Consider the following 23,945-nt stretch of genomic DNA (forward strand, 5'->3'; position numbering starts at 1 on the left):
GATTTTAAGCACCACGCCCAAGATGCTCTGATTGTTGCATTAGGTGGCGAAATAATGGAAAACAAGGATGTCTTTAAGCAACAAAACCTTATTATAAGTGATGAGAGATTAATAGATCGAGAGACTGGTGAAATATTAAATGAGTCAGATTTCGATGCTGCATTTACCGACAAGTTCGATACCGTTAAGCGAATTAAAAATTTTCGATATTTTAAGTATTCACACCGAGTTGACAAGAAACCTAACAGGCAGTTAATGAATGATACGATTTATTCGACACGGCAAACAGATGATGGTGATGAATTTATTATTGGGAAAATAAAGGATTTATATGACCCTGATAATTCAAAATTGGCAAAACAATTTAACAAGTCACCAGAGAGTTTCTTAATGTATGAACACGATCATCGAACTTTTGAAAAACTATCTATCATAATGAAACAATATTCAGAAGCAAAAAATCCATTGGCTAAGCATCTAGAGGAAACCGGTGATTATTTAACTAAGTATAGCAAAAAGGACAATGGACCTGTCATTAAATCGGTGAAGTACAAGTCAAAGAAATTAGGAAATCATAAAGACTTATCGTATAAATTTAGTTCCAAAAATAAAAAAGTAGTGACTCTTTCATTAAAGCCGTATCGGATGGATGTATACAAAGAAGGTGACCAATATAAGTTTGTTACGGTACGGTATGATGACATAAAAGACGCGAAAGACTATTACCTAATTCCTGAAAGGAATTACTACGAAAAGCTTAAAGCAAAAGGCATAGATGATATTCAATCTTTCCAATTTAGTTTCTATAAAGGGGACATTATTAATATTGATGGAAATGAGTTTAGGTTTATTGGAGTTAATAATGATAGTACAAATAGAATTGAATGTAATTTAATTACAACGTCTTCATCTAAGCGGATAATGCCGACTATTTCTAAAAAGATTAAGTCTATGAAGAAAATGCAGACGAATGTTTTGGGAGACAGGTTCGCAAGCTATAACGAAAGGTTAAAACTAATTCTTAATAAATAATCTGGAGGTCATGCTATGTCATGGAGGGTGGTTCACGTCACAAATGTTGACCAAATGTCACTCCATTTGGATAGCCTTAAAGTAAAGCGCGGGGATGATGAGTTGAAAATTCCACTGAGTGATATTTTTTCAATCATTATTGAAGACTTAACCTGTAAACTAACTGGAAGATTAATTGTTGAACTGTCTAAGCATAATATTTTAGTTCTTTTATGTGGTCAGGAACATCTCCCTGAAACACAATTATTACCTGTAAGTGGACATTTTGGCCAACATAAAAGGATGAGGCAACAGTTAAAGTGGAGTGAAGATAAAAAAGGTGTTTTATGGAAGAAAATTGTTTCACAAAAAATTTTTAACCAAGTGAAAGTAATGGAGCGACAAAAGATTGAACAACCAAGGATCAATCGGTTATTAAATTTAATGTCTGAAGTTGAAGATTTTGATTACACTAACTGTGAGGCACAAGCTGCGAAAATTTACTTTAATTCATTTTTTGATGATCATTTTTATCGTAGCAATACACAAATTATAGAAAATGCAGCTTTAAATTACGGGTACTCGATTTTTCACGCAGCAATTGCTAGAACGATTGTCGCAAAAGGACTAATTCCTGGTATAGGGATATTTCATAGAGGAGAGCGAAATCCCTTTAACTTAGCCTCTGACATTATCGAACCTTTTCGTCCTATTGTTGATGCCTTCGTATTGGAACGACCACCAGAGGAATTTTTAACAAAAGAATATCGTTTGAACTTGATTAACTTGTTACACAGTCGTATCTCAATTGATGGTAAATTACAGACTGTTATACGTGCAATAGATATCTTTGTGGGCTCAATCGTTGACTACTTTAGTGCTGAAAAAGGTGATAAAAAATTAAAATTGCCTGGCACACACAAACTGGTTTTCCATGAGTTATAGATTTATGAGAGTCTTTATTATGTTTGATTTGCCTGTTGAAACAAAAGCCCAAGTTCGCACGTATACAAAGTTTCGTAAACAACTCATTCAAGATGGTTTTCTGATGATGCAGTATTCCATTTATATAAAATCATGTATAAATAAAGATGCAGCACGGCAAACCGTTAATAATGTTAAAAGGTATTTGCCAAAAGATGGACATGTAAGGTCATTAGTTATAACAGAAAAGCAATTTGAAAAAATGATGATACTTGTTGGGGAAGAGGATAAAAATATAGAGATCTTAGGAGACAATCGAACAATTGAGTTTTAAAGGAGGTGTACATATTAGTATGAAGTGAAAAGTCAGATATGAAAATGTTGACCTAGACTTGAATATAGCAAATTACACTTGTATTTTTGACAACCATACGTTTAATGAAAAAGGGTTACTAGATCTTCTTGTAGACTACTTCCAGCCAAGAAGTAAAGTGAAAGATATGGTAAGTGTTTTGGATATGGACAATGACTTTGAGAATGTAAACGCACATCATTTTCAATTTTATGGATTGTCGAATAACGACTTATTAACAGAAACGCAGCTTGGGTCAAAATCGATTTTAAAGCAAAAAATAAAAAACGATTTTTTTGAAGAGCTTGAATTTGATGGGTACATTGAGACAATTAATAACCTAATTGAAGACTTGATCGAATTAGTAAATACAGACTTACCTATACAGCATAAAAAATTTGATATTGAAGCTTTAATTAAATTGCTAAGTGTTGACTTTCTGACAGAAGGTGAAAGTGATTATGAGTTTGTTTATAATAGACTTTTAAAAGTGCTGCCGTTAGTTACTAATACAATACTGAAAATTAGTAAAGGAAAGCCACTTCTAGTGTACTTTTATCCTGAACATCAATTAAGTCCACGCCAACAAGTGAAATTTAAAGAAATGCTTGTTCAATACTCAAAAAAACTACCAGTGGTTGTATTGTCCAAGTCACGATATTTCCTTTCAGATCGGTTATTTAGTAATAACTTGATTATGAATGGTAAACAGTTTTTAATGAATAATTTTCTAGATGATATAGAATGGAATGCACCATTAAACTACAGCAGAGAAGAACTTGAACTTACATTCTCAGAGGTGTTTAAAAAGTATGCTGTAAATTTTGAGACCTATCCTATAATATCAAATTATAAAATAGCGGATATACAGGTATTTAATGATATACAACTCTATGTATTGCTTGAGTTTATGAAAGGTATGGAGTTTGAATATCATTTAGACCTCGATCATTCCCAATTAAATCCGATTCTACTAAAATACATAGACAGTCAAGCTATGTAATGGGATGAAAAAATTTTCATGACAGGTTTTAGTACTCTGTAGTTTTAAGTGGATATGAGACTGTTGTAAACAGTGAAAGAATCCTCATCTAGTTTTAGTACTCTGTAGTTTTAAGTGGATATGAGACGACTACCTAAGACTGTTCCTCAAGACTACTGTTTTAGTACTCTGTAGTTTTAAGTGGATATGAGACCATTTATAGGATAAGGAGGTTTTACCATGTGTTTTAGTACTCTGTAGTTTTAAGTGGATATGAGACTGGACGCCTGAGTCCATCTCTGCAATGTGTGTTTTAGTACTCTGTAGTTTTAAGTGGATATGAGACAGGGATGATCTTTTACATTGGTGTTAAGGTGTTTTAGTACTCTGTAGTTTTAAGTGGATATGAGACTAGTGGGTTGGCATTGTCTGCTACTGGGGCGTTTTAGTACTCTGTAGTTTTAAGTGGATATGAGACGAGTTGCGAAAGGGCAAGGCGGCGAGGTTGGTTTTAGTACTCTGTAGTTTTAAGTGGATATGAGACTGTTAAAATGTCTAACCCGCAAATTAGAGAGTTTTAGTACTCTGTAGTTTTAAGTGGATATGAGACTAGGCGACCATAATCGTGTCGTTATCCTTGGTTTTAGTACTCTGTAGTTTTAAGTGGATATGAGACCACGTCATTAGCTTGTAAATATTCTGTACGGTTTTAGTACTCTGTAGTTTTAAGTGGATATGAGACTCACTTCCGCCTTTTCTACGTCGTGACCGGTTTTAGTACTCTGTAGTTTTAAGTGGATATGAGACAAAGCTCTAAGGAAACGTTAGAAAATGCAGGTTTTAGTACTCTGTAGTTTTAAGTGGATATGAGACCCGTTTCACATGCATATCGTTGGTTGTCTAGTTTTAGTACTCTGTAGTTTTAAGTGGATATGAGACCAGAAGCTAGTATTTTTAATGAATGGTTCAGTTTTAGTACTCTGTAGTTTTAAGTGGATATGAGACACCGTCACGATCTGTGATGTCATAAACCTTGTTTTAGTACTCTGTAGTTTTAAGTGGATATGAGACGCTGCTGGGTTAACGGATGTTGATCCAGATGTTTTAGTACTCTGTAGTTTTAAGTGGATATGAGACGCAGCACTCGGAGGCATGGCTTTAGCAGCAGTTTTAGTACTCTGTAGTTTTAAGTGGATATGAGACTAATTTTCTTTAGGGTAATTGCCGTCCTGGGTTTTAGTACTCTGTAGTTTTAAGTGGATATGAGACTTCAATCGAAACAACTGGATTACAAGTGTTGTTTTAGTACTCTGTAGTTTTAAGTGGATATGAGACTACTCGCAATCACCGACATTCACGGTAATAGTTTTAGTACTCTGTAGTTTTAAGTGGATATGAGACTCCGCAAATGGATACGCAACAACTCCGATTGTTTTAGTACTCTGTAGTTTTAAGTGGATATGAGACTCGTATCTGAAAAAGACAAGACGCTACGTGGTTTTAGTACTCTGTAGTTTTAAGTGGATATGAGACAAACGGTTAGGGAAGGTCATACCTAAGATAGTTTTAGTACTCTGTAGTTTTAAGTGGATATGAGACCAACGATTTATCCGTATCTCGAGGATATGCGTTTTAGTACTCTGTAGTTTTAAGTGGATATGAGACTGAAGATCCCGAAAGAAAACAAGCACAACAGTTTTAGTACTCTGTAGTTTTAAGTGGATATGAGACATGAAATCCGCGACAACATCGACACACTGAGTTTTAGTACTCTGTAGTTTTAAGTGGATATGAGACGCGAGGCTAAACGCAACGCCCGGTAACTTTGTTTTAGTACTCTGTAGTTTTAAGTGGATATGAGACGAATCGCCGACCTTCGACGCGTGCAGGTAGGTTTTAGTACTCTGTAGTTTTAAGTAGATATGAGACGAATCGGGGCGATTATCCCGGATGTCATCAGTTTTAGTACTCTGTAGTTTTAAGTGGATATGAGACGAACCCACCTCCTTATACTACTCACACATAGTTTTAGTACTCTGTAGTTTTAAGTGGATATGAGACCTGAAAAACGTGGAGGATTTAATGACACTAGTTTTAGTACTCTGTAGTGTGAATTAGCACATTATTTCAGTTCCAAGTTTTCAAATTGTTTATGCAAGAAACACGCAATAATATGCTCTCTTTTTAAAAACGTATTTTAGAACATGAAAAGTTTGTTCAAATTATGCCAGTTTATAAATTCCACTAGTTGGGCTCGTACTACCTATGAGAGGCCTTTTTCTAAGTCAAAACTTGTGGGGAGCCTTTTTGTATGTATCGGTAAAATCAAAAAGTATTGATATATATTGTTAGAGGAGATTCTAAACAGATATGTGATCTATTTGACCTTGCAGTACGGTATATTCCGGTCAAGATTAATTCAATTGGAAAGGTTTTAGCCCGTTCTAATCGTCCTGCTGTTTGTCCGAGCAACGGTGGGCTTTAAGAAACTAATGTGCTAAAAAGCGGATCCTACTCATTCATACGACCTTTTTCGTACCGATTTTTTCGACATTTGCATGAAGCTAAAAATGCATAATGCAAATACAATGAGACTTAGAAAGAAACACTCAAATGACAGGTACTAAACTTTTACAATTTACACTACCCATAACCAAAACCTGCTTAAATATGCAGGTGAAATAGTAGCAATGGAAGGTGGTATGATACATAATATAATAGAAAATAGAGGCTATTAAAGAGGGTGGTCGTGATCAAGGTTATTACTACTTTGGCAGTTATGGTTTTATTATTAAGTTCTTGTCATTCTGAAACAGGTGTATTTCCTTTGAAGAATCATGAATCAACAAAATATGACTTCTCAGGCCTTGACCAGTTTATTGAGGATAAGCAAGTTATATTTATTGGCGAATCAACTCATGGAGCAGAAGAATTTACAGAAATTAAAGCTGAATTAGTAAAGTATTTAAGTGAAAATCACGGATACTCTATTTTAGCTATGGAAAGTGGGAAAGTAGAAATTAATTTTTTGAATGATAGGTGGCAGTTTTTTGATGATCAGTTCATGATGAAGAGCATGATATACGAAGCATGGAATACACCAGCTATGAAAGAATTAATACAATATATACGTGAAAATGAAGGTTTAACGATTGAGGGGTTAGATCCTTGGCCTGTTGTTAGTGGAAGGTGGATAGGTGAATCAGAGTTACATCAATATATAAAAGAACGTATTTTGAATGAGGACAGTAATTTGGCAAGAGAGTTTATCGATGTTGATAACAAGTTTATTACTTTCATGAATGAAATTGTTTTCGATAATTATAATATGATTGATTTCGACAGAGCTAATCTCATTTTGAAGGAATATAAAGATTTTTTGTATAAAGGAGAGGAGTTACAGTTTGCTGAAATGGAATTTGTTAAAGGTAGGATTAATGTTTTAGAACAGTATTTTAATGAAGAATTTCTATCTATAAGTGAATTTGATAACCCTCACCAAGCATACTTTTCTAGAAGAGATTTATCTATGTTCAATGAACTTGAAAACATTATTAATGAAAATCCAGAAGAAAAAGTTATTGTGTGGGCTCATAATGGACATATACAAAAAAACTTTGAATTAATAGATCAGACGAATGAATATCTTGCGGAAGACTTCGATCCTCCACCATTAGTATTAGGTTCTTTAGCAGCTGATAAATTGGGTGATGATGCTTATTTTATTGGTATGTATTTCAATCAAGGGAGCATTAAGTTGCTCGATGATAACATCTATGATATTGAGCCGAAAAGTAAAGATAGTGAACTTGAATACATCTTATCTCAATATGGGCATGAGAAAATATTCATTGATTTTGAGTCTCATAATGAAGAATGGTCAAATACTAGTGTAAAAGCATATAGTGAGGGATTCTTTGAATACTACCTTACCCCCTCTGAACAGTATGATGCGTTAATATTTATTGACAGTGTTAATCCTAGGTAATAATCGAAAAAAGATTCCCCCTTCATAGAAAAGTTTTTTTATAATAATTTTAAAAAGGAGAAAGTAAATTTAAAGTTATTTTCCTATTCACTATCACTATCAGTATTAAATTTGATAAAACCGTTGAACGCAACAAATAACGCTAATGAATGCTTTCGCCATTGTGACGTGGTGATAAGCCAAGTTTTGTTTATAGTAGACTGCTACCGTTTCTATTAAAACCACTGAATCATACATTATCTCATCAAGCTTAAAAGGAGTGGATGAGTCGTGTATGGTTTTTCTACAGTGAAAGCGATGCGGTCACATGCTGGAAAATTAGACAAACCTTTCAGAGATCGAATGTTGAATATGTATAGACCATTTAGATGGACACCTTGCTTTTTGCACAAACCTTTAGATGCAATATTGAAGAGAATGAAAAAGGTATCTGTCGTTGTCCAATTTGAGGAAGGCTGCTTTTATGACGGATGTGAGGAATTTGATTCAGTTGTCAAAAAACATGCTAGATGTAAACGGAAATTAGAGTTTCCGAGCATTTCATGCTGTAGTGCAAATATTACTCCACAAGCGTTAGAAGAGTTGCTATCTTCATGTAAGTTTATGAAAAAAATCTATTTAAATCGAGAGGTTTATGCATTATTAGACACAGCAGTAGAGTCTAGTAATGCGAATAATATCGTTCGAAATGGTAGTGAAGTCACAGGAGAGGGTGTCAATATCGCTGTCATTGATACAGGTGTGCATCCACACGAAGACTTATCAGGAAGAATGACTGAATTTGTCGATTTAATTAATAACCGTAACGAGCCGTATGATGATAATGGACATGGAACACATTGTGCGGGGGATGCGGCAGGTGATGGTGCAGCTTCTGATGGGGAATATGCAGGACCTGCACCTGAAGCAAACATCGTGGGGATTAAAGCACTTGATAAAAATGGAGCAGGTACATTAGAAACGATTATTCAAGGTGTACAATGGTGTATTGATTATAATGAAGGAAATACGGACAGTCCTATTCACGTCTTAAGTATGTCATTAGGAAGCAACGCGCAACAATACGAAAATGAAAATGATGACCCGATGGTGCAAATCGTCAATCAAGCATGGGAAGCGGGAATTGTTGTCGTTGCCGCAGCTGGAAATTCTGGTCCGGAGCCTTCTACGATTGCAAGTCCTGGTATTAGTAGTCAAATTATCACAGTAGGAGCGCTAGATGATCGAGGAACAGTAGATCGTTCAGATGATGAAGTAGCGAGCTTTTCAAGTCGAGGGCCAACAATATATGGTGTAGAGAAGCCGGACATTTTAGCACCAGGCGTAAATATAACGTCATTAAGAGCACCAAACTCAAGTTTAGATAAGTTTCAGAAAGGAGAACGAGTCGGTTCAGATTATATGACGTTATCGGGTACGTCAATGGCAACACCAATTTGTGCAGGAATTGTCGCGCTGATCCTTCAAGTGAATCCGCAGCTTAGCCCAGACGAGGTGAAAGAGCTCATTCGAAATGGAGCCGATTTATGGACTGATCGAGACCCTAACATTTACGGAGCAGGCTATATAAACGGGGAAAATTCTGTTCCAGAACAATAAGTTATGTTAGAAAAAATAGGTGGAGGCGATTGAAGAAGGGAATCCCTGTTCATTCGCCTCTTTTACTATTTTATCCAGCGGTCACGTTGATGATCGAGTTTACCTCTTTCTTTTGTTCGAGTAAGTCGAGGAGAACATTCGCTAAATCTAATCTGGAAATTTCATATGGGCTGGAATTGAAGTCAGTTCCAGCTTTTGTGATCCGGACTTGATTTGTTTCAGGTTTATTAGTTAGTTGTGTTGGCCTAACGATCGTCCATTCTGTTTGACTAGAAGCAATCAGCTGTTCGGCAGATTTTATATCAGACAAGGTGTGACGTATGAACCATCGGATCATTGATATCGTAATTCTTGGGCGCTTTCCATCAATTAAGTAAGAGCTGACGAAAAGTAGACGACTCACTTTTTCATTCTCCATTCCTCGAATAATGTTACGAATCACATCGGTCGTTTCCGTTACCCCTTTTTTATTATCTGAACCGACGATGGCTAGTACGGCTTCTTGCCCAGCAATTGCTTGTTGGACATCGGATGAGTTGAGCCCATTTCCTTGAATAACTTTTTTTAATCCTTGGACAGTTGCTAATTTTTGCTCACGTCGTGTAAACGCGGTGATTTCATGTCTACGATTAATCGCTTTTTCTAACACTTGTAAACCGGTTGAACTAGTTGAACCGAATACAGCAATTTTCACTCTAAGCCCTCCTTTCTATAATGGTGTGTTAACGATTCTTTCTTATTTCATTCACTTGATTACTCACGCTTTGCAACACCTTCTTTAGCCCGCTCATCATGACTTTGAGCTCTTCATTGTTTATTCCAGTGAGGCTTTGACGGGTTATCTTCTCTAATTTTTCTTCTATTTTAGGTACTACTTCCTTGCCTCCATCTGTTAAGTAAAGCATTTGATATCGTTTATCGGAACGGTCGACTTCCCTTCGTACATACCCTTCAGCTTCTAGTTTTCGAATCGCCTTTGCGGTTGTCGTTTTATCGATTAGAAGTTCTTCACTTAACTTTTTTTGTGAAATGCCTTCCGTTGTCGCAATGGCTAGCAAAAAACTAAGCTGGCCGCTGCCAATATTGTACTCCTCAAGGTCATCAGACACTAAAATCTGCAGATGGCGATAAATGGCTGAAATATACATACCAAGAGCATTTGAGTCAGTTTGCATATCCGTTTGTAAATCATGATTCATAAGATCACTCCTAAATAGCATGCTATTGCAACTAATTTAAGTATAACGAAAAATAACATGTCATTGCAACTAATTGATTGTAGAGAAATTATGTATATTTGCACAAACAATTCCAATATAAAGAAATAAGAAATGGCCCTCACCACGGTGGGTGTGGGCCACTCTATTTAAGTCCTAGCCTCATGTTTTTAAAACTCAAACGATTCTTGATCGTCGCTGTTAGTGATGAAGAAATGACCGACATCATAATTTTCGATAGCCCACTCCCCTTGTTCTTCATCATAATAGGCATGAACATAGTAGGTTGTACGATTGTAGTCGTCATCCTCTCGAAGCAAAGCATAGGTTCTCACATCAGGCTCATACACGGTGTACTCGGCTTCAACCTCGAGCTCATATCGCTCTGTTTCCTCATTATACTCAGGTAAAGCTAATGAATCGAGACGATATCTTGAAGCAACGACTTCTCCAATATATTCGCCGCTGCGGTCTTGTAGCTCATCATGTAAGTCTGAAATTCGCTCTTTATATTCGTCTGAAGCATAAGACATGATAGAAGTATCTCCTGTAACAAGTGCCTCCGTATGCTGTTGCCAATTTTCATTGAGTGTCGCCATGATTTCCATTTTGTCATCTTCGGTAAGGACTTCGATATCGTCTATATAAATGGATGCCTGTTCAACAGGTATGTCATCAGTTTGGACGTCATTCCATGGGAACTCTCTTTTAAATGAAACAGTTGCGGAGCCATCAACAGGTAAGATGCCGATTTCTTGTGGCTCTGGACCAATCGTAATATCCGAAGGTTCACCATTAATGTAAACGATCGAATCTTCATAAGGTGCGGAAGCTTCAATCGTTTCAATTTCAAATTGTAACTCAGCAGTGTCATACTCGTTTGCTAATTCAAATAAGTGAACGTCTACATCTTTTTCTACATCCATTAAGTCAGATTCTACGGTTCCGTGTACGTTAAATGATCCAGGTGTAAGGGGTCCGATTCGGACTCCATTATCGATTTGTTCAAACTTATCTATAACTTGGCCATTAATGGAAAATGTGACATCCTCTTCATTCGTTAAAACATGTATATAAGCAGGGGTTATCTCAAATGAATAATCATCAAATAACAACCAGCGTTTTCCGTCTTGTTTTAATGAAACAGTCGCATACTGAGCAGAATTGCTACGGTCAATTTGTTGATTTGCATCACTGCCAGATTCGTCTAACAGTTCGGCGTGATGTTCTAGCTTCGTATATAATTCTTCTTTTGACTCATGGTTTTCATTTAAATAAGTGATGAATGCTTCAGCATCCTCTCTTGTAAACTCCCAATTGTCGCCATTTTCAAGAACAGTCGTTAGAAGGTAATCAACATCTTCCTCCTCGATCGCAGCACGAAAATCATGAACATAGCTTCCAGCAGTAACGGAGTTTTTCCCGATCTGATAAAGGACGGTCGCCGCTATACCTAGTAAAATAACGATTCCTAATATAGATAGTGTAAAACGAGAGAAACGCGGTGACTTTTCACTCGATTCTGTTGGTTCGACTTCTTCTACATCGTCTACTTTTTCTTTGGTTACTTCCAACCCGCACTCAGGGCAAAAGTTTCCATCTTCTTTTACGTGATGACCACAATTTTTACAAACCATTTTTACCACCTCGATTAAAAATAACATTCAATGTACGATTCAATAATTCATCGGCTTTTACGAAAAAAAGATTCTTTTATTCATAAAATAAAACCATTTCAATATCATGTGATAGTGTTAAATCATTCAGTTAAATCATAATGTATTCTCCCATTATCACCATGTTATTCCTTCTACATGGTAAGAATGAACAAAACGACATTGATGATAAGAAATTCATAAAAAAATGGAAAATGTAGTTTAAAAAATAGCAAAATAGAGCAAATATTAATATAATCCATACGAGTAAAATTTTAACATCGTAAAAATAGGGATGGACAGATGCCGTTCGTCATAATTCATAAGCTGAATTTCTTAATTAGTTGAATGAAATGTGAGGATTGTAACATTTAGAGTGTGAAAATAGTAACAAAATGGAGGGTATTATGAAAAAACAAGATGACACAACCGTATTAAACAAACAAATAAAGGAGCAGTTTGAGGCAAATGTAAGTAGTTCGAAGAATCAAGAAAATGAGAATGTTCACTATAAGAAACGCTGGTTTGTTGGGATTATTCCATATTTCATTATGATACTTTCAGCGGCTATTTTGATTACATACACCTTGCTTTAATAAGGAAGAGATTACTTTAGGTATAAAGTCATCATTCAGTAACTTTTCTCTAGTTTAGGAAAAAATAACCCTTTTTAGTGAGATCATCCCATTATTTTCTATATATAGTATAATAATGGGCGATTTAACAGTGGGATTTTGACAAATTCTTCATTCATTCTATGAAAAAATAATGGGTTCTTCGATATTTTCTGGCTCAATTCTTTGTCAAGAATGGTTGGAGTTGCTTGGAGATAGAAGTGCGAGTAAAGTCTTAGAAATGATTACCTGTTCTAGCTTTACATAGATCTTTGTTACTTAATAGATTCCATAAGAGATATTGGAGCCAAAAACATAAAGGAAGTGAAGAAATTGAATAAATTAAAAATTGTATTAGCTGATCGTGATAAATCATTCGTCGAGTCTTTTGGGAATTATGTTACTTCATCTTCATTTCGCAATCAATTTGATTTGAAACTGTTTACGAGTGAGGAAACATTTGAGCAATATTTAAGTAAAGGCCATGAAATTGATATCATGCTTATAAAGGAAGGCTTTACTACAAAAAATTTACATAACCGAGATCAATACCTTCTTCTAACACTCGTTGAGCATGATGAAAAGGTGAAAGAAGCTGAGATTTTTAAATATCAACCGTTGAATAGCTTAATTTCAATGATCTTAACAAGCTTTTATGAATCTTTTTCTGGCTCAAGCTCTTCATTAGCCCGCACGAATAACACGCACGTATTATCTGTGTTCTCTCCTTCAGGAGGGAGTGGGAAAACGACGTTGGCTGTTACGATGTCTCACCAGCTTAGTTTGCAAAATTATCGTGTATTTTACTTGAATTTAGAACTGTATAATTCCACTTCACTTTACTTTCAAACGACTGAAGATAGCCCATCACTGCAGGTATTCTATTACTTGAAAGCAAGGAAAGAACAGCTATTAGCTAAAATTGAGAAGCTGAAACGGCATGACCCGCATATGCAAGTTGACTACTTTGACATGCTGCCTAGTCCAGACGAGATTATGGAAGTGAGCAGAGATGATGTTCAATTGTTGTTGCAAACGCTCGTTAACACTGGGGAATATGATTACATCGTCGTTGATCTAGACAGCTCCTTACACGACATTACTCAAGGAGGACTAAAAGCGTCACATCAAATTATTTGGCTACTAAATAATGATAGCCAAAGCTTCTTGAAGTCAAAGGTATTGTTAGATAGCACTGAAGACTTCTTTGAAAAGAAAAACTTTTTGGCTGAAAAAGCAACGTTTGTCCTTAATCGTTTTCAAAACCAATTATCAGAAGAAATTGTTTCTTATCATTTTCCGATCAAAGCATACTTACCTTTTGTGAAGGAATGGACTGATGTGACAGATAGAAATAGTCTTTTCTATCATCCGGTCATGTCGAAAGAAGTAAATTTACTCATACAAGATATTGTTAAAGGCTCTCAGGCAGGTGTTCCAAATGGTTGAAGATAAGGTTGTAAAAGAATTAATCCAAAAACTACGGGAAACGCTCGACTTAATGCACTCTATCCCGAATGATGAACTTTTAGAATACGTAGAAGCGGCTGTGTTTGAATATGCAGAGGAACACCGGATCAAGTCAGCTGAGATGAGGTGGTTAGTCGATCGTATCTACCATGCTTTTCGAGGCTACGATGTGTTGCAGCCCTTACTTGATGACAAATCAATTACGGAAATCATGGTCAACAATCATAAAGAGATTTTTATTGAGAAAAACGGTGAAGTCTCACAAGTTCATGTCGCTTTTGAGAATGAGCAAAAACTCGAAGACATTATTCAGGCAATTGTTTCAAAAGTGGACCGGGTTGTAAACGAATCTTCACCTATTGTCGATGCAAGGTTAAAAGATGGTTCCCGTGTCAATGTAGTGTTACCGCCAATCGCCTTAAAAGGACCTGTCATTACGATTAGAAAGTTTCCAGAAAAGCCATTAACAATTGATGACTTAATTGAGAAGAAGGCAATTTCCGTAGAAGCAGCTGACTTTCTAAAAGATCTCGTAGCTTCCAAATACAACATCTTTATCGGCGGCGGAACGGGTTCTGGGAAAACGACGTTTTTAAATGTGTTGTCTAATTTTATCCCGAAAGATGAACGGATTATTACGATTGAAGACTCAGCCGAATTACAAATTAAAAATGTTCCGAATATCGTCAGTTTGGAAACGCGTAATGCAAACACAGAAGGCAAAGGTGAAATAACCATTCGTGAGTTAATTAAAACGTCGTTACGAATGCGTCCAAACCGAATTATTGTTGGTGAGGTACGGGGGGAAGAGGCACTCGACATGCTCCAGGCAATGAATACCGGGCATGATGGTTCGTTATCAACCGGACATGCGAACTCTGTAGAAGATATGCTCAGCCGGCTGGAGACGATGGTGTTAAGTGGTGCTCATTTACCAATTCAAGTCATTCGTCAGCAAATTAGCTCTGCGATTGATATTATGGTTCACCTTACTAGATTACGAGACCATTCAAGAAAAGTTGTCGCTATTAGTGAACTGTTGCATGTGGAAAATGGAGAAATTGAAATCAATCCATTATATGAATTTGTGGAGGAAGGTGAAGCGCCAAATGGAGAAATCATCGGCTCTCTTCAACCGACTGGAAATGAATTATTGTCGAAGTCAAAGCTTCATCTAGCTGGGATTCATTCCTAGAATATAAATGAAAATGGTGACGTAACATGAACCAAGATCAACTCATTCTGCTCTTATTGCCAGTCATTTTTATCATCTACATAGTGGCTGTGAAAAAGCGAGATAAAAAGAAAAACAAGAACGAAGAAAGTGAACCGAGGGAGAAAAGTTCTTTTGAAAAAAGAGCGATGGAAATTAGAAAAGAAGCAGAACAAAAAAGATCTATCCAAGTTGTCGGTCATTTAATTGATTATTCTACATACCGATTTTCTTTAGGAGACTTTATTAAATATTTTTTAATTGCTGCTGCTGCTCTGTTTGGACTAGGCTATTTATTTTATGAAAGTTTCATAGCAGCTATCATATTAGCCTCTTTCGGTTTATTGTTTCCGAGAATCCAAAGGAAAAAATTGTTAGAAACCCGGAAAGAAAAGTTGAACCTGCAATTTAAAGAAGCAATTGCCTCTTTATCGTCGTCCCTAGCTGCAGGAAGGTCAATTGAAAACAGTTTTCGTGAAGTGGTAGAAGACTTAAAGCTGCTTTACCCAGACCCAAATACGTACATTATTCGAGAATTTGAGGTTATTAACAGGCGTGTCGAGAACGGTGAAACGGTTGAGAGAGCGATACAAGATTTTGCCCACAGGTCAGACTCAGAAGATATTTTAAATTTTGCTGACGTATTTATTACTTGTAAGCGGACTGGAGGGAATCTCGTAGAAGTCATCCGTCGTACGTCTGATGTTATTAGTGAAAAGATAGATATCCAACAGGAAGTACAAGTGATGTTAGCGCAAAAGCGCTTTGAATCCCGAATCCTATCGATTATGCCGATCGGAATGATTGCACTTTTGAAATATTCGTCAGGAGACTATTTAGCTCCTTTATATGATTGGCAGCAGTTTGGCCCGATCATTATGACGATCTGTCTCGGTATCCTATTATTTTCAATTTGGCTGTCTCAGCGCATTATGAATATTAAGGTGTGATCGAAATGCTGATATACGTTAGCTTGATCCTTATTGTTATCGTTTTTTACTTTATATTATCTATTAAATCGCGCAATAAGTATGATGACATCATTGAAGAATTTAAAGAAGAGTACCCGCTCATGTTTATGGCACCTGTTTCCTTACATGTACTCTATTCATTTCGGTTACTTGAGCGATTTCATACACAAGTGTCATTTGTTCAGCAAAAAATGATTAGTTTACACGGGACGAGAGATGCGTTAAAGCATACACAAATGTTTATTACGCAACTATTGTCAACGGTTTTGTTAGGGCTGTTAGGCTCCTTTATGCTCCCGTTAGTCACAGACGGTGACAATATCATGTTTATCGCTGGTCTTATTTTCACCGTTGCGATACCAATGCTGCTTATTAACCAGCTTTCTAAAAAAGAGAAGGAACGGAAGGATAAAATTATTCTTGAACTTCCTGAAGTCGTCAATAAAATCATTTTGTTAGTAAACGCTGGAGAAACGGTGCAACAAGCGTTGATTCGTTGTGTCGAGCTAAAAAGCGACCACGATTCGCCGCTCTATGATGAATTGAAAATTGCCGTTAACAGGATTACGAGTAATGAACCTTTCCCATTAGTCATGAATGAATTCAGTAAGAGATGTTCGATTCAAGATGTGTCCATCTTTACGACGACCGTGCTCCTTAATTACCGAAAAGGCGGTCAAGATTTAATTTTATCTTTACGGGAGCTGTCACATGACTTATGGGAAAAACGGAAGAGTATCTCAAAAACGAAAGGGGAAGAAGCATCATCTAAGCTCGTCTTTCCCCTCATCTTAATCTTTGTTGCAGTAATGATTATTGTCGGTTATCCGGCGATAACCATTTTGTAAATATATGTTTCATTAAAGAAAAGGAGGATTTTCAAATGGGGAATTTGAAAAATTTGATGAAAGATTTTTGGAATGATGAAGAAGGGCTTCAAACATTGGAAATCATGCTGATTATCGCCGTTCTTGTCGTAATTGCCCTTGCGTTCCGAGAGCAAATTATGGGATGGGTCGACGACCTGTTGCAATTTGGCGATGATAATATAAATGATTTCCAACAAAATGATTAATATATGGTTTTAAGAGGCAATCATATGACGTTTAAGCGTGATGAACGAGGGAGCTTTACGATTGAAGCGTCCATGCTGTTTCCGATGATTTTGATTATTACGTTTTGTCTCATCTTCTTTAGTTTAGTCGTCTACTATAAAGCGATTCTTCAATTTGAGGCGAACCGTCTAGCAGATCAAATTACTTACGTATGGTCGAATAGTGAAAAAGACCATGAAACTGGCGAGTTCAATGCGTATACGACTGCCGATGGAGGAGACGGCCTTTATTGGAGACTGACGAGTAATAATTTTATGGAACAATTCGGTCTTCCGAATATCGGCAGCGGCGGTCTAGTTGAAGAGAAAAAACGCTCTGAACTTATCGTAGATATGAATGGCCCGGTAAGTGGTTCAGTGGAATTTAATAACGGTCTTTTAGGCAATGAAATACAAGTCACGTTAGAGCAATCAATTCCTTTACCGTCCATGTTTACTGATATTTTAGGCATGGATGTGATGCAAGCACAGTCAACAAGAACCGTCACAGAGCCAGTTGAATTTATCCGTAATACAGATTTTGTCGTCTACTTTACTGGGAAAATTACAGATCGGGTGACAGGCTATTTTGATACATTCAATAGTAATTAACGTTTTCTTTATGATTAGAGAAGTTGAGGGAGGGTTGTGGAATTGTGAAAGCATGGATACGTAAATTTGTAATCAAAGAGAACGGTGCCGTTTCTCTTTACGCTATTATTATTACCCTCCTTCTCTTCATTTTTAATGCAGTATTGATTGATTATACGAGGATTATGGTTGCAGAAAGGGAAACAGATCAAGCGGCAAAAGCGGCATTAAGGTCAACGATGGCTGCATATGACGAAGGGGCAAAAAGTTACGGATTGTTTGGCTTTGATGGAGATGAATCCCAGGCTCACGACATATTCACGGATATTTTTACGAAACACCTTGAAATGGGTGAAGGTGACTATTTCCAATATGCCGATACGAGACCGGAATTAGATGAAATCGACATTCAATTCGACTCATCACGGATGCTGTCATCTGGAGAAACGATTAAATATCAAATTTTAGAGGATATGAAATATGTTGCGCCGATTGAAGTCGGTGAATCAATCATTGATGGATTTCTTCAAATTTCCAGTGCAATGGAAGATGCCTCAACATATGCAAGTGTCGCATCAAAGATCCAAAGTGACATTGATGATCGAGAAAGCAAGCTAGATGAAATTGAGGAGAAGCTCTTGGAAGCACAAGAAATATTGGAGAGATTGGACAATTCGATTAATGGAGATGCTAGCTCCTCCTTTCCAGAAGTGAACAATTTAAATGATTTGAATGATCACTTCTCTGAATATAAAGACATTCGCAAAGAGGAGCGTGATGCAGAAGATGATGATGACATGGATGAAGATGAGCGGGAGGAATTGGATGAGCGAATCGATGATGCCGATGATTATGTCGAGGAAGTTCAAGACTTATTTAGTTCAATTACGACTCGTTTCTCAAATGTCGAAACGCTTTTAGATGAGGTTTACACGCTTTTAGAAGAAGCCGAGGAATTAAACAATGATATTAAAGAAGTCATTGACGAAGAGCGAGAGAGAAGCAATGAGAATTACTCTGACTCGAATCAAGCGAGTGATGAATTAAGTAACAATCCGATTGATTCAGGAGGATTTGATGACGCTAAAGACGGAATTGGTGAAGCGAGTGCCGCTTTAGATGAGTTGGTCATCGATCAAGCGTTTTTCGATGACTTAAAGGGAAAAGTTGCTTCGGCTTTAACGCAAGTCCGGCACGAAGAACTAGCAGATTTATCTCTGTTAAGTAATATGCTGAGTCCATCAAATATTTCAGATGCACAAGTACCGTGGGTAAATAATGGTGTAACGAGTACCCAGTCTAGATTTAACAATGACGGGGAAGGTCCAAAGCAAAAAACGGATCAAGCGGTCGAGATCATTTTAAATGACCGTCCTGAGATGAAAGAAGAGGAAGTAAACGGTGAGACGGTGGAAGATAAAGAAGATGAAGCGGATGAAAATTTAGAGGATGCGAACGATCAACTTGATGACCTTTTAGATGACGCTGAATCAATTATAGATGACGCCGACCTAATTGCAGAGTTAAGACAACTCGCTGAAAAGTATGAAATGGCAATCGAGGATGCAGAGGAAGCAAAGTTGGATAGAGAAACGACGGATGAATTGACTGAGGATGCAATGGGCATTGTAGACGGTATTTTTAGTGGAATCGGTCGCGTTCTACTGCACGCTCGAGATGAAGTGTATGTCAATGAATATATCTTGACTCGCTTCAAGCACCATGACTTTTCGAAAAGTGGAACAGAAGCGTTTCTCTTGGAAAACAATGAAGTTGAATACATTATGTATGGCCTGAGCACACCGGGTGCAAACTTCGCTGCTGCGATGACAGAGCTATTCGCCTTCCGATTCGCAGTTAATTTTATCGAAGCTTTCACAGATAATAGAGTCCGGGCTTTCGGAAAATTCAGTTGGATAGCTGCAATTGTTTATGCTTTAGAAAGAACAATTTCTGATATACGACAAATTAATGATGGAGAAAGCATATTGTTTTTTGAGGGAACTATGTTTTATACAAGTTATAAAGATTATTTACGAATATTTTTATTTATTCACCCTGAAGGGAATAAAATGGCCCGCCTTATGGCGATGGTTGAAAATGATACAAATACAGATTTGACGTTAGCACCAACATACGTAGAAGTGAATGCGACAACGTCTGTCGATTTATGGTTCTTACCTGGAATAACAGACATGTTAGGCAGGGCAGATATATTGTCAGGAAGAGTTGAAAACAAAAGGTATTATATTGATAAACATGTGATTTATTCTTACTAACAACAAGGAGTGACGTAAAATGAAAAAGACAATGAAGATCACACTAGCAACATTATTAGCTGCAGGGCTATTAGCAGCATGTGGCGATAACTCAGATGATGAGGTGACAGATGTTGATACCCCAGAAGACAACGAAGAAGAACTTCAAGATGATGACACTGACACTGATGGTGTAGAGGAAGATAGTGAGGAAAAGAGTGAAACTGACGAAGAAACGGACTCCAACGATGGTGACTCAGTAGGAAGTGGCTCGTTTGAAGATCAGGAAGATTTAAGTATTGGAGATACAGCAGAGATCTCCACTAATACAGGAGAATATGAAGTAACTATTAACTCTGTTTTAAAAATGGATGAAGTCGATGACAGACCTTCACAGTTAGGTTTTTTTATTCTTGCAGATGTAACGGTTAAAAATATTGGAGATCAAGGTTTGCAAGCAGAAGATACTATAGATATTTTAGAACTTACTTATAACTTAGATGCAACAGGTTCTGGCGGTGATAATTCACAGCATTTTGATAGTATTGATGGACTATCTGGAGAAATAGAAAGTGGAGAAGAAATGACGGGTGAATTGATCTTTGAAGCGCACGATTATGAAGAGTTATATATAAGAGTAAATTCAGGTTTAGTAGCCTCAGGAGCAGTTCACAACAATGCCGTATGGAAGTTTGATGTTAGCGAAGCGGAATAAAGCATAAAAACTGGGAATTACGGTTTCAAGTAAAAGGTTTAAGCTTGAAACCGAATTCCCACTTGATTCAAGCAAATTTCATTGTTTGTTTGAATGAGGTGGAGTTATGAGGAAGACAGATTATAGCAGCAAGGAGTGACGTAAAATGAAAAAGACGATGAAGATCACACTAGCAACATTATTAGCTGCAGGGCTATTAGCAGCATGTGGTGATAACTCAGATGATGAAGTGACAGACATTGATACACCAGAAGACAACGAGGAAGACTTTCAAGTTGAAGAGGATGAAACTGATGGTGTACAGGAAGAAAGTGAAGATGAAGAAGAAAAAGAAACAGAAACAGGTTCCAACGATAGTGACTCCGTTGTGAGTAGCTCGTTTGAAGATCAGGAAGATTTAAGAATTGGAGATACAGCGCAAATTTCAAGTAATTTAGGAGAATATGAAATAACGATAAACTCATTAGAGAAAAAAGATGAAGTAGATGGAGAAGCTTCAATGTTTGATTATTTTATATTAGCCGAAGTAACGATTAAGAATATAAGTGCAGAAGAAATAAAAGTGGAAAACCCTGTTGGTATCTTGGAATTGAATCATGATATAGAAGGGTCTGGTTCGGGAGACTACTCTGAACATTTTGATAGTGTTGAGGAAATGCAGGGGAGTTTAGCTCCTGATGAAGAGATTACAGGTGAAGTGCTGTTTGAAGCTAGAGATTCTGAAGAAATGTATATAATGGTAAATTCAGGACTAATTGCATCTGGCGGAGTTCATAACAATGCAATATGGACATTTGATGTAAGCGAAGCGGAATAAAGCATAGAAAACTGGGAATTACGGTTTCAAGTAAAAGCTTTAAGCTTGAAACCGAATTCCCACTTGATTCAAGCAAATTTCATAGTTTGTTTGAATGAGGTGGAGTTATGAGGGAGACAGATTTTAGCAGCAAGGAGTGACGTAAAATGAAAAAGGTGATGAAGATCACAATAGCAACATTTTTAGCAGCAGGACTATTAGTAGCATGTGGCGATACCTCAGATGATGAAGTGACAGACATTGATACACCAGAAGATAACGAAGAAGAACTACAAGATGAGGATAATGATACTGATGGTGTAGAGGAAGAAGATGATGCTGAAGAAGAAGCAACGGGTTCTAACGAAAGTGATGCAGTAGGTAGCGGATCGTTTGAAGATCAAGAGGACCTAAGAATAAGAGATACAGGTCAAGTTTCTAGTAATATTGGAGAGTATTCCTTAACTGTAAACGAAGTAGCAATTGAAGAAGAAATTGATGGGCAATCTCCACAATTAGAAAAGTTTTTTTTGGTAGATGTAACTCTAGAAAATATAGGGGATAGTAGCCTTGATGTTGAGGAGATTATTGGAAACTTTGAAATATCTAGTAATTTAGATGGTTCCGGAGCTACAAATGTTTCTAATCATTTTGATAATTTTGCACTTCAAGGTGATCAATTGGAACCGGGAGAGAGTATATCCAATGAATTAGTTTTTGATTGGAGAGGTACTGAAGAGTACTATATAAGAATTATTGAGGGCCTTATTTCTTCTGGTGGTGTCCATAACCAAGTGATTTGGACATTCGATGAAAGTGAAGCAGAATAACGATTAAATAAGAGGAATTACGGTTTCAAGTAAAAGCTTTTAGCTTGAAACCGAATTCCCGCTTGATTCAAGCAAATGAATAGGTTTGTTTGAATGAGGTGGAGTTATGAGGAAGACAGATTTATTTTAGCAGCAAGGAGTGACGTAAAATGAAAAAGACAATGAAGATCACACTAGCAACATTATTGGCTGCAGGGCTATTAGTAGCATGTGGTGATAACTCAGATAATGAAGTGACAGACATTGATACACCAGAAGATAACGAAGAAGAACTTGAAGATGAAGAAAATGATACTGATGATCTAGAGGAAGATAGTGAACCTGAAGAAGAAACGGATTCCAACGATGGTGACTCAGGAGGTAGTGGATCATACGAGGATCAGGAGAATTTAGGGATTGGTGATACTGGTCAGGTCGCCACTACAATTGGTGAATATGAAGTTACTTTAAATTCAATTGAAATTCATGAAGAAATTGATGGGGAAGTATCTATGTTCGATTCATTAATTGTTGCAGAGTTAACACTTAAAAACATAGGTACCAACACCATCGATGCAGAAGAATCAGTGGAAGCACTGGATCTAACAAATAACTTGGATGCATCAGGTTCAGGTGATTATGCTTCCCACTATGAAAGTATTGAAGGCTTTGAAGGGGAAGTAGAACCAGGTGAAGAGGTAACAGCTTATGCAGTTTACCATGCTTATGAAGGTGATAAACAGTATTTGAGAATAAGAAGTGGACTTCTTTCTTCTGGTGCAGTTGATAACAATGTTATATGGACATTCGATGAAAGTGAAGCAGAATAACGATTAAATGAGAGGAATTACGGTTTCAAGTAAAAGGTTTAAACTTGAAACCGAATTCCTACTTGATTCAAGCAAATTTCATAGTTTGTTTGAATGAGGTGGGAGTTATAGGGAAGACAGACTTTAACAGCAAGGAGTGACGTAAAAATGAAAAAGGCGATGAAGATCACACTAGCAACATTTTTAGCTGCAGGGCTATTAGCGGCATGTGGCGATAACTCAGATGATGAAGTGACAGACATTGATACACCAGAAGACAACGAAGAAGAACTACAAGATGAAGATAATGATACTGATGATCTAGAGGAAGATAGTGAGGAAGAAAATGAAACTGAAGAAGAAACAGATTCCAACGATGGTGCCTCAGAAGGTAGCGGATCTTATGAAGATCAGGAAGATTTAAGTATTGGAGATACGGCTTTTTTAGGGAGTACTACTGGAGATTTTGAAATGACTTTAAACAATGTTGAAATCATGGATGAGCTAGATGGAGAACCTTCAGCTTTAGATGTACTAGTGCTCATAGACATGACTATTACCAATACAGGAAGTCAATCTTTCAATTCATATGATACTGCTAACATTTTGAGATTATCGAATACAGAAGATGGGGGAGGATCCTCTCAATTCGAACATGATAAAGTAGATCTGTTTAATGGGGATATTGAACCGGGGGAGACAATGGAAGGACAACTGATTTTTGATGCTAGTGATTCTGATTCATACTATTTGAAAGTAAATTCAGGATTAATAGCTGCAGGAGCAGTTTATAATGAAGCGACTTGGACATTTGACGAAAGTGAAGCAGAGTAACAATTAATATTGTAGGAATTACGGTTTCAAGTAAAAGATTTATG

The 23,945-nt window shown here is 36.9% G+C and carries 22 protein-coding genes and 1 CRISPR repeat array; of the genes, 19 read left to right on the plus strand and 3 right to left on the minus strand.

The genetic code is table 11. From position 1 onward, the window contains the following. Positions 1-54: 54 nt before the first annotated feature. From CD001_RS26330 to CD001_RS07745, 6 genes are all read left to right on the plus strand, one after another. A complete protein-coding gene (locus CD001_RS26330) occupies positions 55-1,032 on the plus strand; it encodes a hypothetical protein (RefSeq protein WP_179298652.1) in 978 nt (325 codons plus the stop codon). A 15-nt stretch (positions 1,033-1,047) separates the two neighbouring features. Beyond that, entirely contained in the window at positions 1,048-1,956 is a 909-nt protein-coding gene (gene cas1 / locus CD001_RS07725) for a type II CRISPR-associated endonuclease Cas1 (protein WP_096186943.1), read from the plus strand. A gap of 4 nt (positions 1,957-1,960) precedes the next feature. Then, positions 1,961-2,269, plus strand: coding sequence for a CRISPR-associated endonuclease Cas2 (cas2, locus tag CD001_RS07730; RefSeq protein ID WP_096186944.1), 309 nt, complete (start codon positions 1,961-1,963; stop codon positions 2,267-2,269). A 58-nt stretch (positions 2,270-2,327) separates the two neighbouring features. Continuing rightward, the gene (locus CD001_RS07735) at positions 2,328-3,290 is read left to right on the plus strand and encodes a hypothetical protein (protein WP_142303557.1); all 963 of its coding nucleotides are present in this window, start codon (positions 2,328-2,330) and stop codon (positions 3,288-3,290) included. Between the two features lie 25 nt (positions 3,291-3,315). Further along, a CRISPR array of direct repeats spans positions 3,316-5,330; the repeat unit is 36 nt; unit sequence GTTTTAGTACTCTGTAGTTTTAAGTGGATATGAGAC. Between the two features lie 688 nt (positions 5,331-6,018). Then, positions 6,019-7,257: an erythromycin esterase family protein gene (locus tag CD001_RS07740; protein ID WP_096186946.1), complete on the plus strand. Its 1,239-nt coding sequence runs from the start codon at positions 6,019-6,021 to the stop codon at positions 7,255-7,257. Positions 7,258-7,527: 270 nt separating this feature from the next. Next, a complete protein-coding gene (locus tag CD001_RS07745) occupies positions 7,528-8,856 on the plus strand; it encodes a S8 family peptidase (protein ID WP_096186947.1) in 1,329 nt (442 codons plus the stop codon). 70 nt (positions 8,857-8,926) lie between these two features. Here CD001_RS07745 and CD001_RS07750 read toward each other — a convergent pair whose 3' ends face one another. The 3 genes from CD001_RS07750 to CD001_RS07760 form a co-directional block, all read right to left on the minus strand. Next, positions 8,927-9,550 carry an NAD(P)-dependent oxidoreductase gene (locus CD001_RS07750; RefSeq protein ID WP_096186948.1) on the minus strand — a complete coding sequence of 208 codons (624 nt, stop codon included), beginning with the start codon at positions 9,548-9,550 and terminating at the stop codon, positions 8,927-8,929. Positions 9,551-9,578: 28 nt separating this feature from the next. After that, positions 9,579-10,055, minus strand: a complete 477-nt coding sequence (locus tag CD001_RS07755) for a MarR family winged helix-turn-helix transcriptional regulator (RefSeq protein ID WP_096186949.1) — start codon at positions 10,053-10,055, stop codon at positions 9,579-9,581. Between the two features lie 188 nt (positions 10,056-10,243). Beyond that, positions 10,244-11,710 carry a TcaA 3rd/4th domain-containing protein gene (locus CD001_RS07760; protein ID WP_096186950.1) on the minus strand — a complete coding sequence of 489 codons (1,467 nt, stop codon included), beginning with the start codon at positions 11,708-11,710 and terminating at the stop codon, positions 10,244-10,246. Between the two features lie 425 nt (positions 11,711-12,135). Here CD001_RS07760 and CD001_RS07765 point away from each other — a divergent pair, with 425 nt between their 5' ends. The 13 genes from CD001_RS07765 (at position 12,136) to CD001_RS07825 (ending at position 23,901) form a co-directional block, all read left to right on the plus strand. Beyond that, complete coding sequence (locus tag CD001_RS07765; RefSeq protein ID WP_096186951.1) at positions 12,136-12,324, plus strand: hypothetical protein; 189 nt, start codon at positions 12,136-12,138, stop codon at positions 12,322-12,324. A gap of 351 nt (positions 12,325-12,675) precedes the next feature. After that, positions 12,676-13,791: an AAA family ATPase gene (locus CD001_RS07770; protein WP_096186952.1), complete on the plus strand. Its 1,116-nt coding sequence runs from the start codon at positions 12,676-12,678 to the stop codon at positions 13,789-13,791. After that, positions 13,784-15,007, plus strand: a complete 1,224-nt coding sequence (locus CD001_RS07775; protein WP_096186953.1) for a CpaF family protein — start codon at positions 13,784-13,786, stop codon at positions 15,005-15,007. The genes CD001_RS07770 and CD001_RS07775 overlap by 8 nt, the downstream gene beginning before the upstream one ends. Positions 15,008-15,033: 26 nt before the next feature. Further along, positions 15,034-15,975 carry a type II secretion system F family protein gene (locus tag CD001_RS07780; protein ID WP_096186954.1) on the plus strand — a complete coding sequence of 314 codons (942 nt, stop codon included), beginning with the start codon at positions 15,034-15,036 and terminating at the stop codon, positions 15,973-15,975. Positions 15,976-15,980: 5 nt separating this feature from the next. Continuing rightward, the gene (locus CD001_RS07785; protein WP_096186955.1) at positions 15,981-16,844 is read left to right on the plus strand and encodes a type II secretion system F family protein; all 864 of its coding nucleotides are present in this window, start codon (positions 15,981-15,983) and stop codon (positions 16,842-16,844) included. Positions 16,845-16,879: 35 nt separating this feature from the next. Next, the gene (locus CD001_RS07790; protein ID WP_096186956.1) at positions 16,880-17,071 is read left to right on the plus strand and encodes a Flp1 family type IVb pilin; all 192 of its coding nucleotides are present in this window, start codon (positions 16,880-16,882) and stop codon (positions 17,069-17,071) included. A 24-nt stretch (positions 17,072-17,095) separates the two neighbouring features. Then, the gene (locus CD001_RS07795; protein WP_096186957.1) at positions 17,096-17,701 is read left to right on the plus strand and encodes a TadE/TadG family type IV pilus assembly protein; all 606 of its coding nucleotides are present in this window, start codon (positions 17,096-17,098) and stop codon (positions 17,699-17,701) included. Positions 17,702-17,745: 44 nt separating this feature from the next. Further along, entirely contained in the window at positions 17,746-19,959 is a 2,214-nt protein-coding gene (locus CD001_RS07800) for a DUF5702 domain-containing protein (protein ID WP_096186958.1), read from the plus strand. A 19-nt stretch (positions 19,960-19,978) separates the two neighbouring features. After that, entirely contained in the window at positions 19,979-20,653 is a 675-nt protein-coding gene (locus CD001_RS07805) for a DUF4352 domain-containing protein (RefSeq protein WP_096186959.1), read from the plus strand. A 145-nt stretch (positions 20,654-20,798) separates the two neighbouring features. Further along, entirely contained in the window at positions 20,799-21,470 is a 672-nt protein-coding gene (locus CD001_RS07810; protein WP_096186960.1) for a DUF4352 domain-containing protein, read from the plus strand. A 146-nt stretch (positions 21,471-21,616) separates the two neighbouring features. Beyond that, on the plus strand, positions 21,617-22,279 hold the full coding sequence (locus CD001_RS07815) for a DUF4352 domain-containing protein (RefSeq protein WP_096186961.1): 663 nt from the start codon (positions 21,617-21,619) through the stop codon (positions 22,277-22,279). Positions 22,280-22,428: 149 nt separating this feature from the next. Continuing rightward, positions 22,429-23,088, plus strand: a complete 660-nt coding sequence (locus tag CD001_RS07820; RefSeq protein WP_096186962.1) for a DUF4352 domain-containing protein — start codon at positions 22,429-22,431, stop codon at positions 23,086-23,088. 147 nt (positions 23,089-23,235) lie between these two features. Then, positions 23,236-23,901 carry a DUF4352 domain-containing protein gene (locus CD001_RS07825; protein ID WP_096186963.1) on the plus strand — a complete coding sequence of 222 codons (666 nt, stop codon included), beginning with the start codon at positions 23,236-23,238 and terminating at the stop codon, positions 23,899-23,901. Positions 23,902-23,945 lie beyond the last annotated feature (44 nt).

Source organism: Evansella halocellulosilytica (assembly GCF_002335745.1).
Classification (GTDB): Bacteria; Bacillota; Bacilli; order Bacillales; family Salisediminibacteriaceae; genus Bacillus_CA; species Bacillus_CA halocellulosilytica.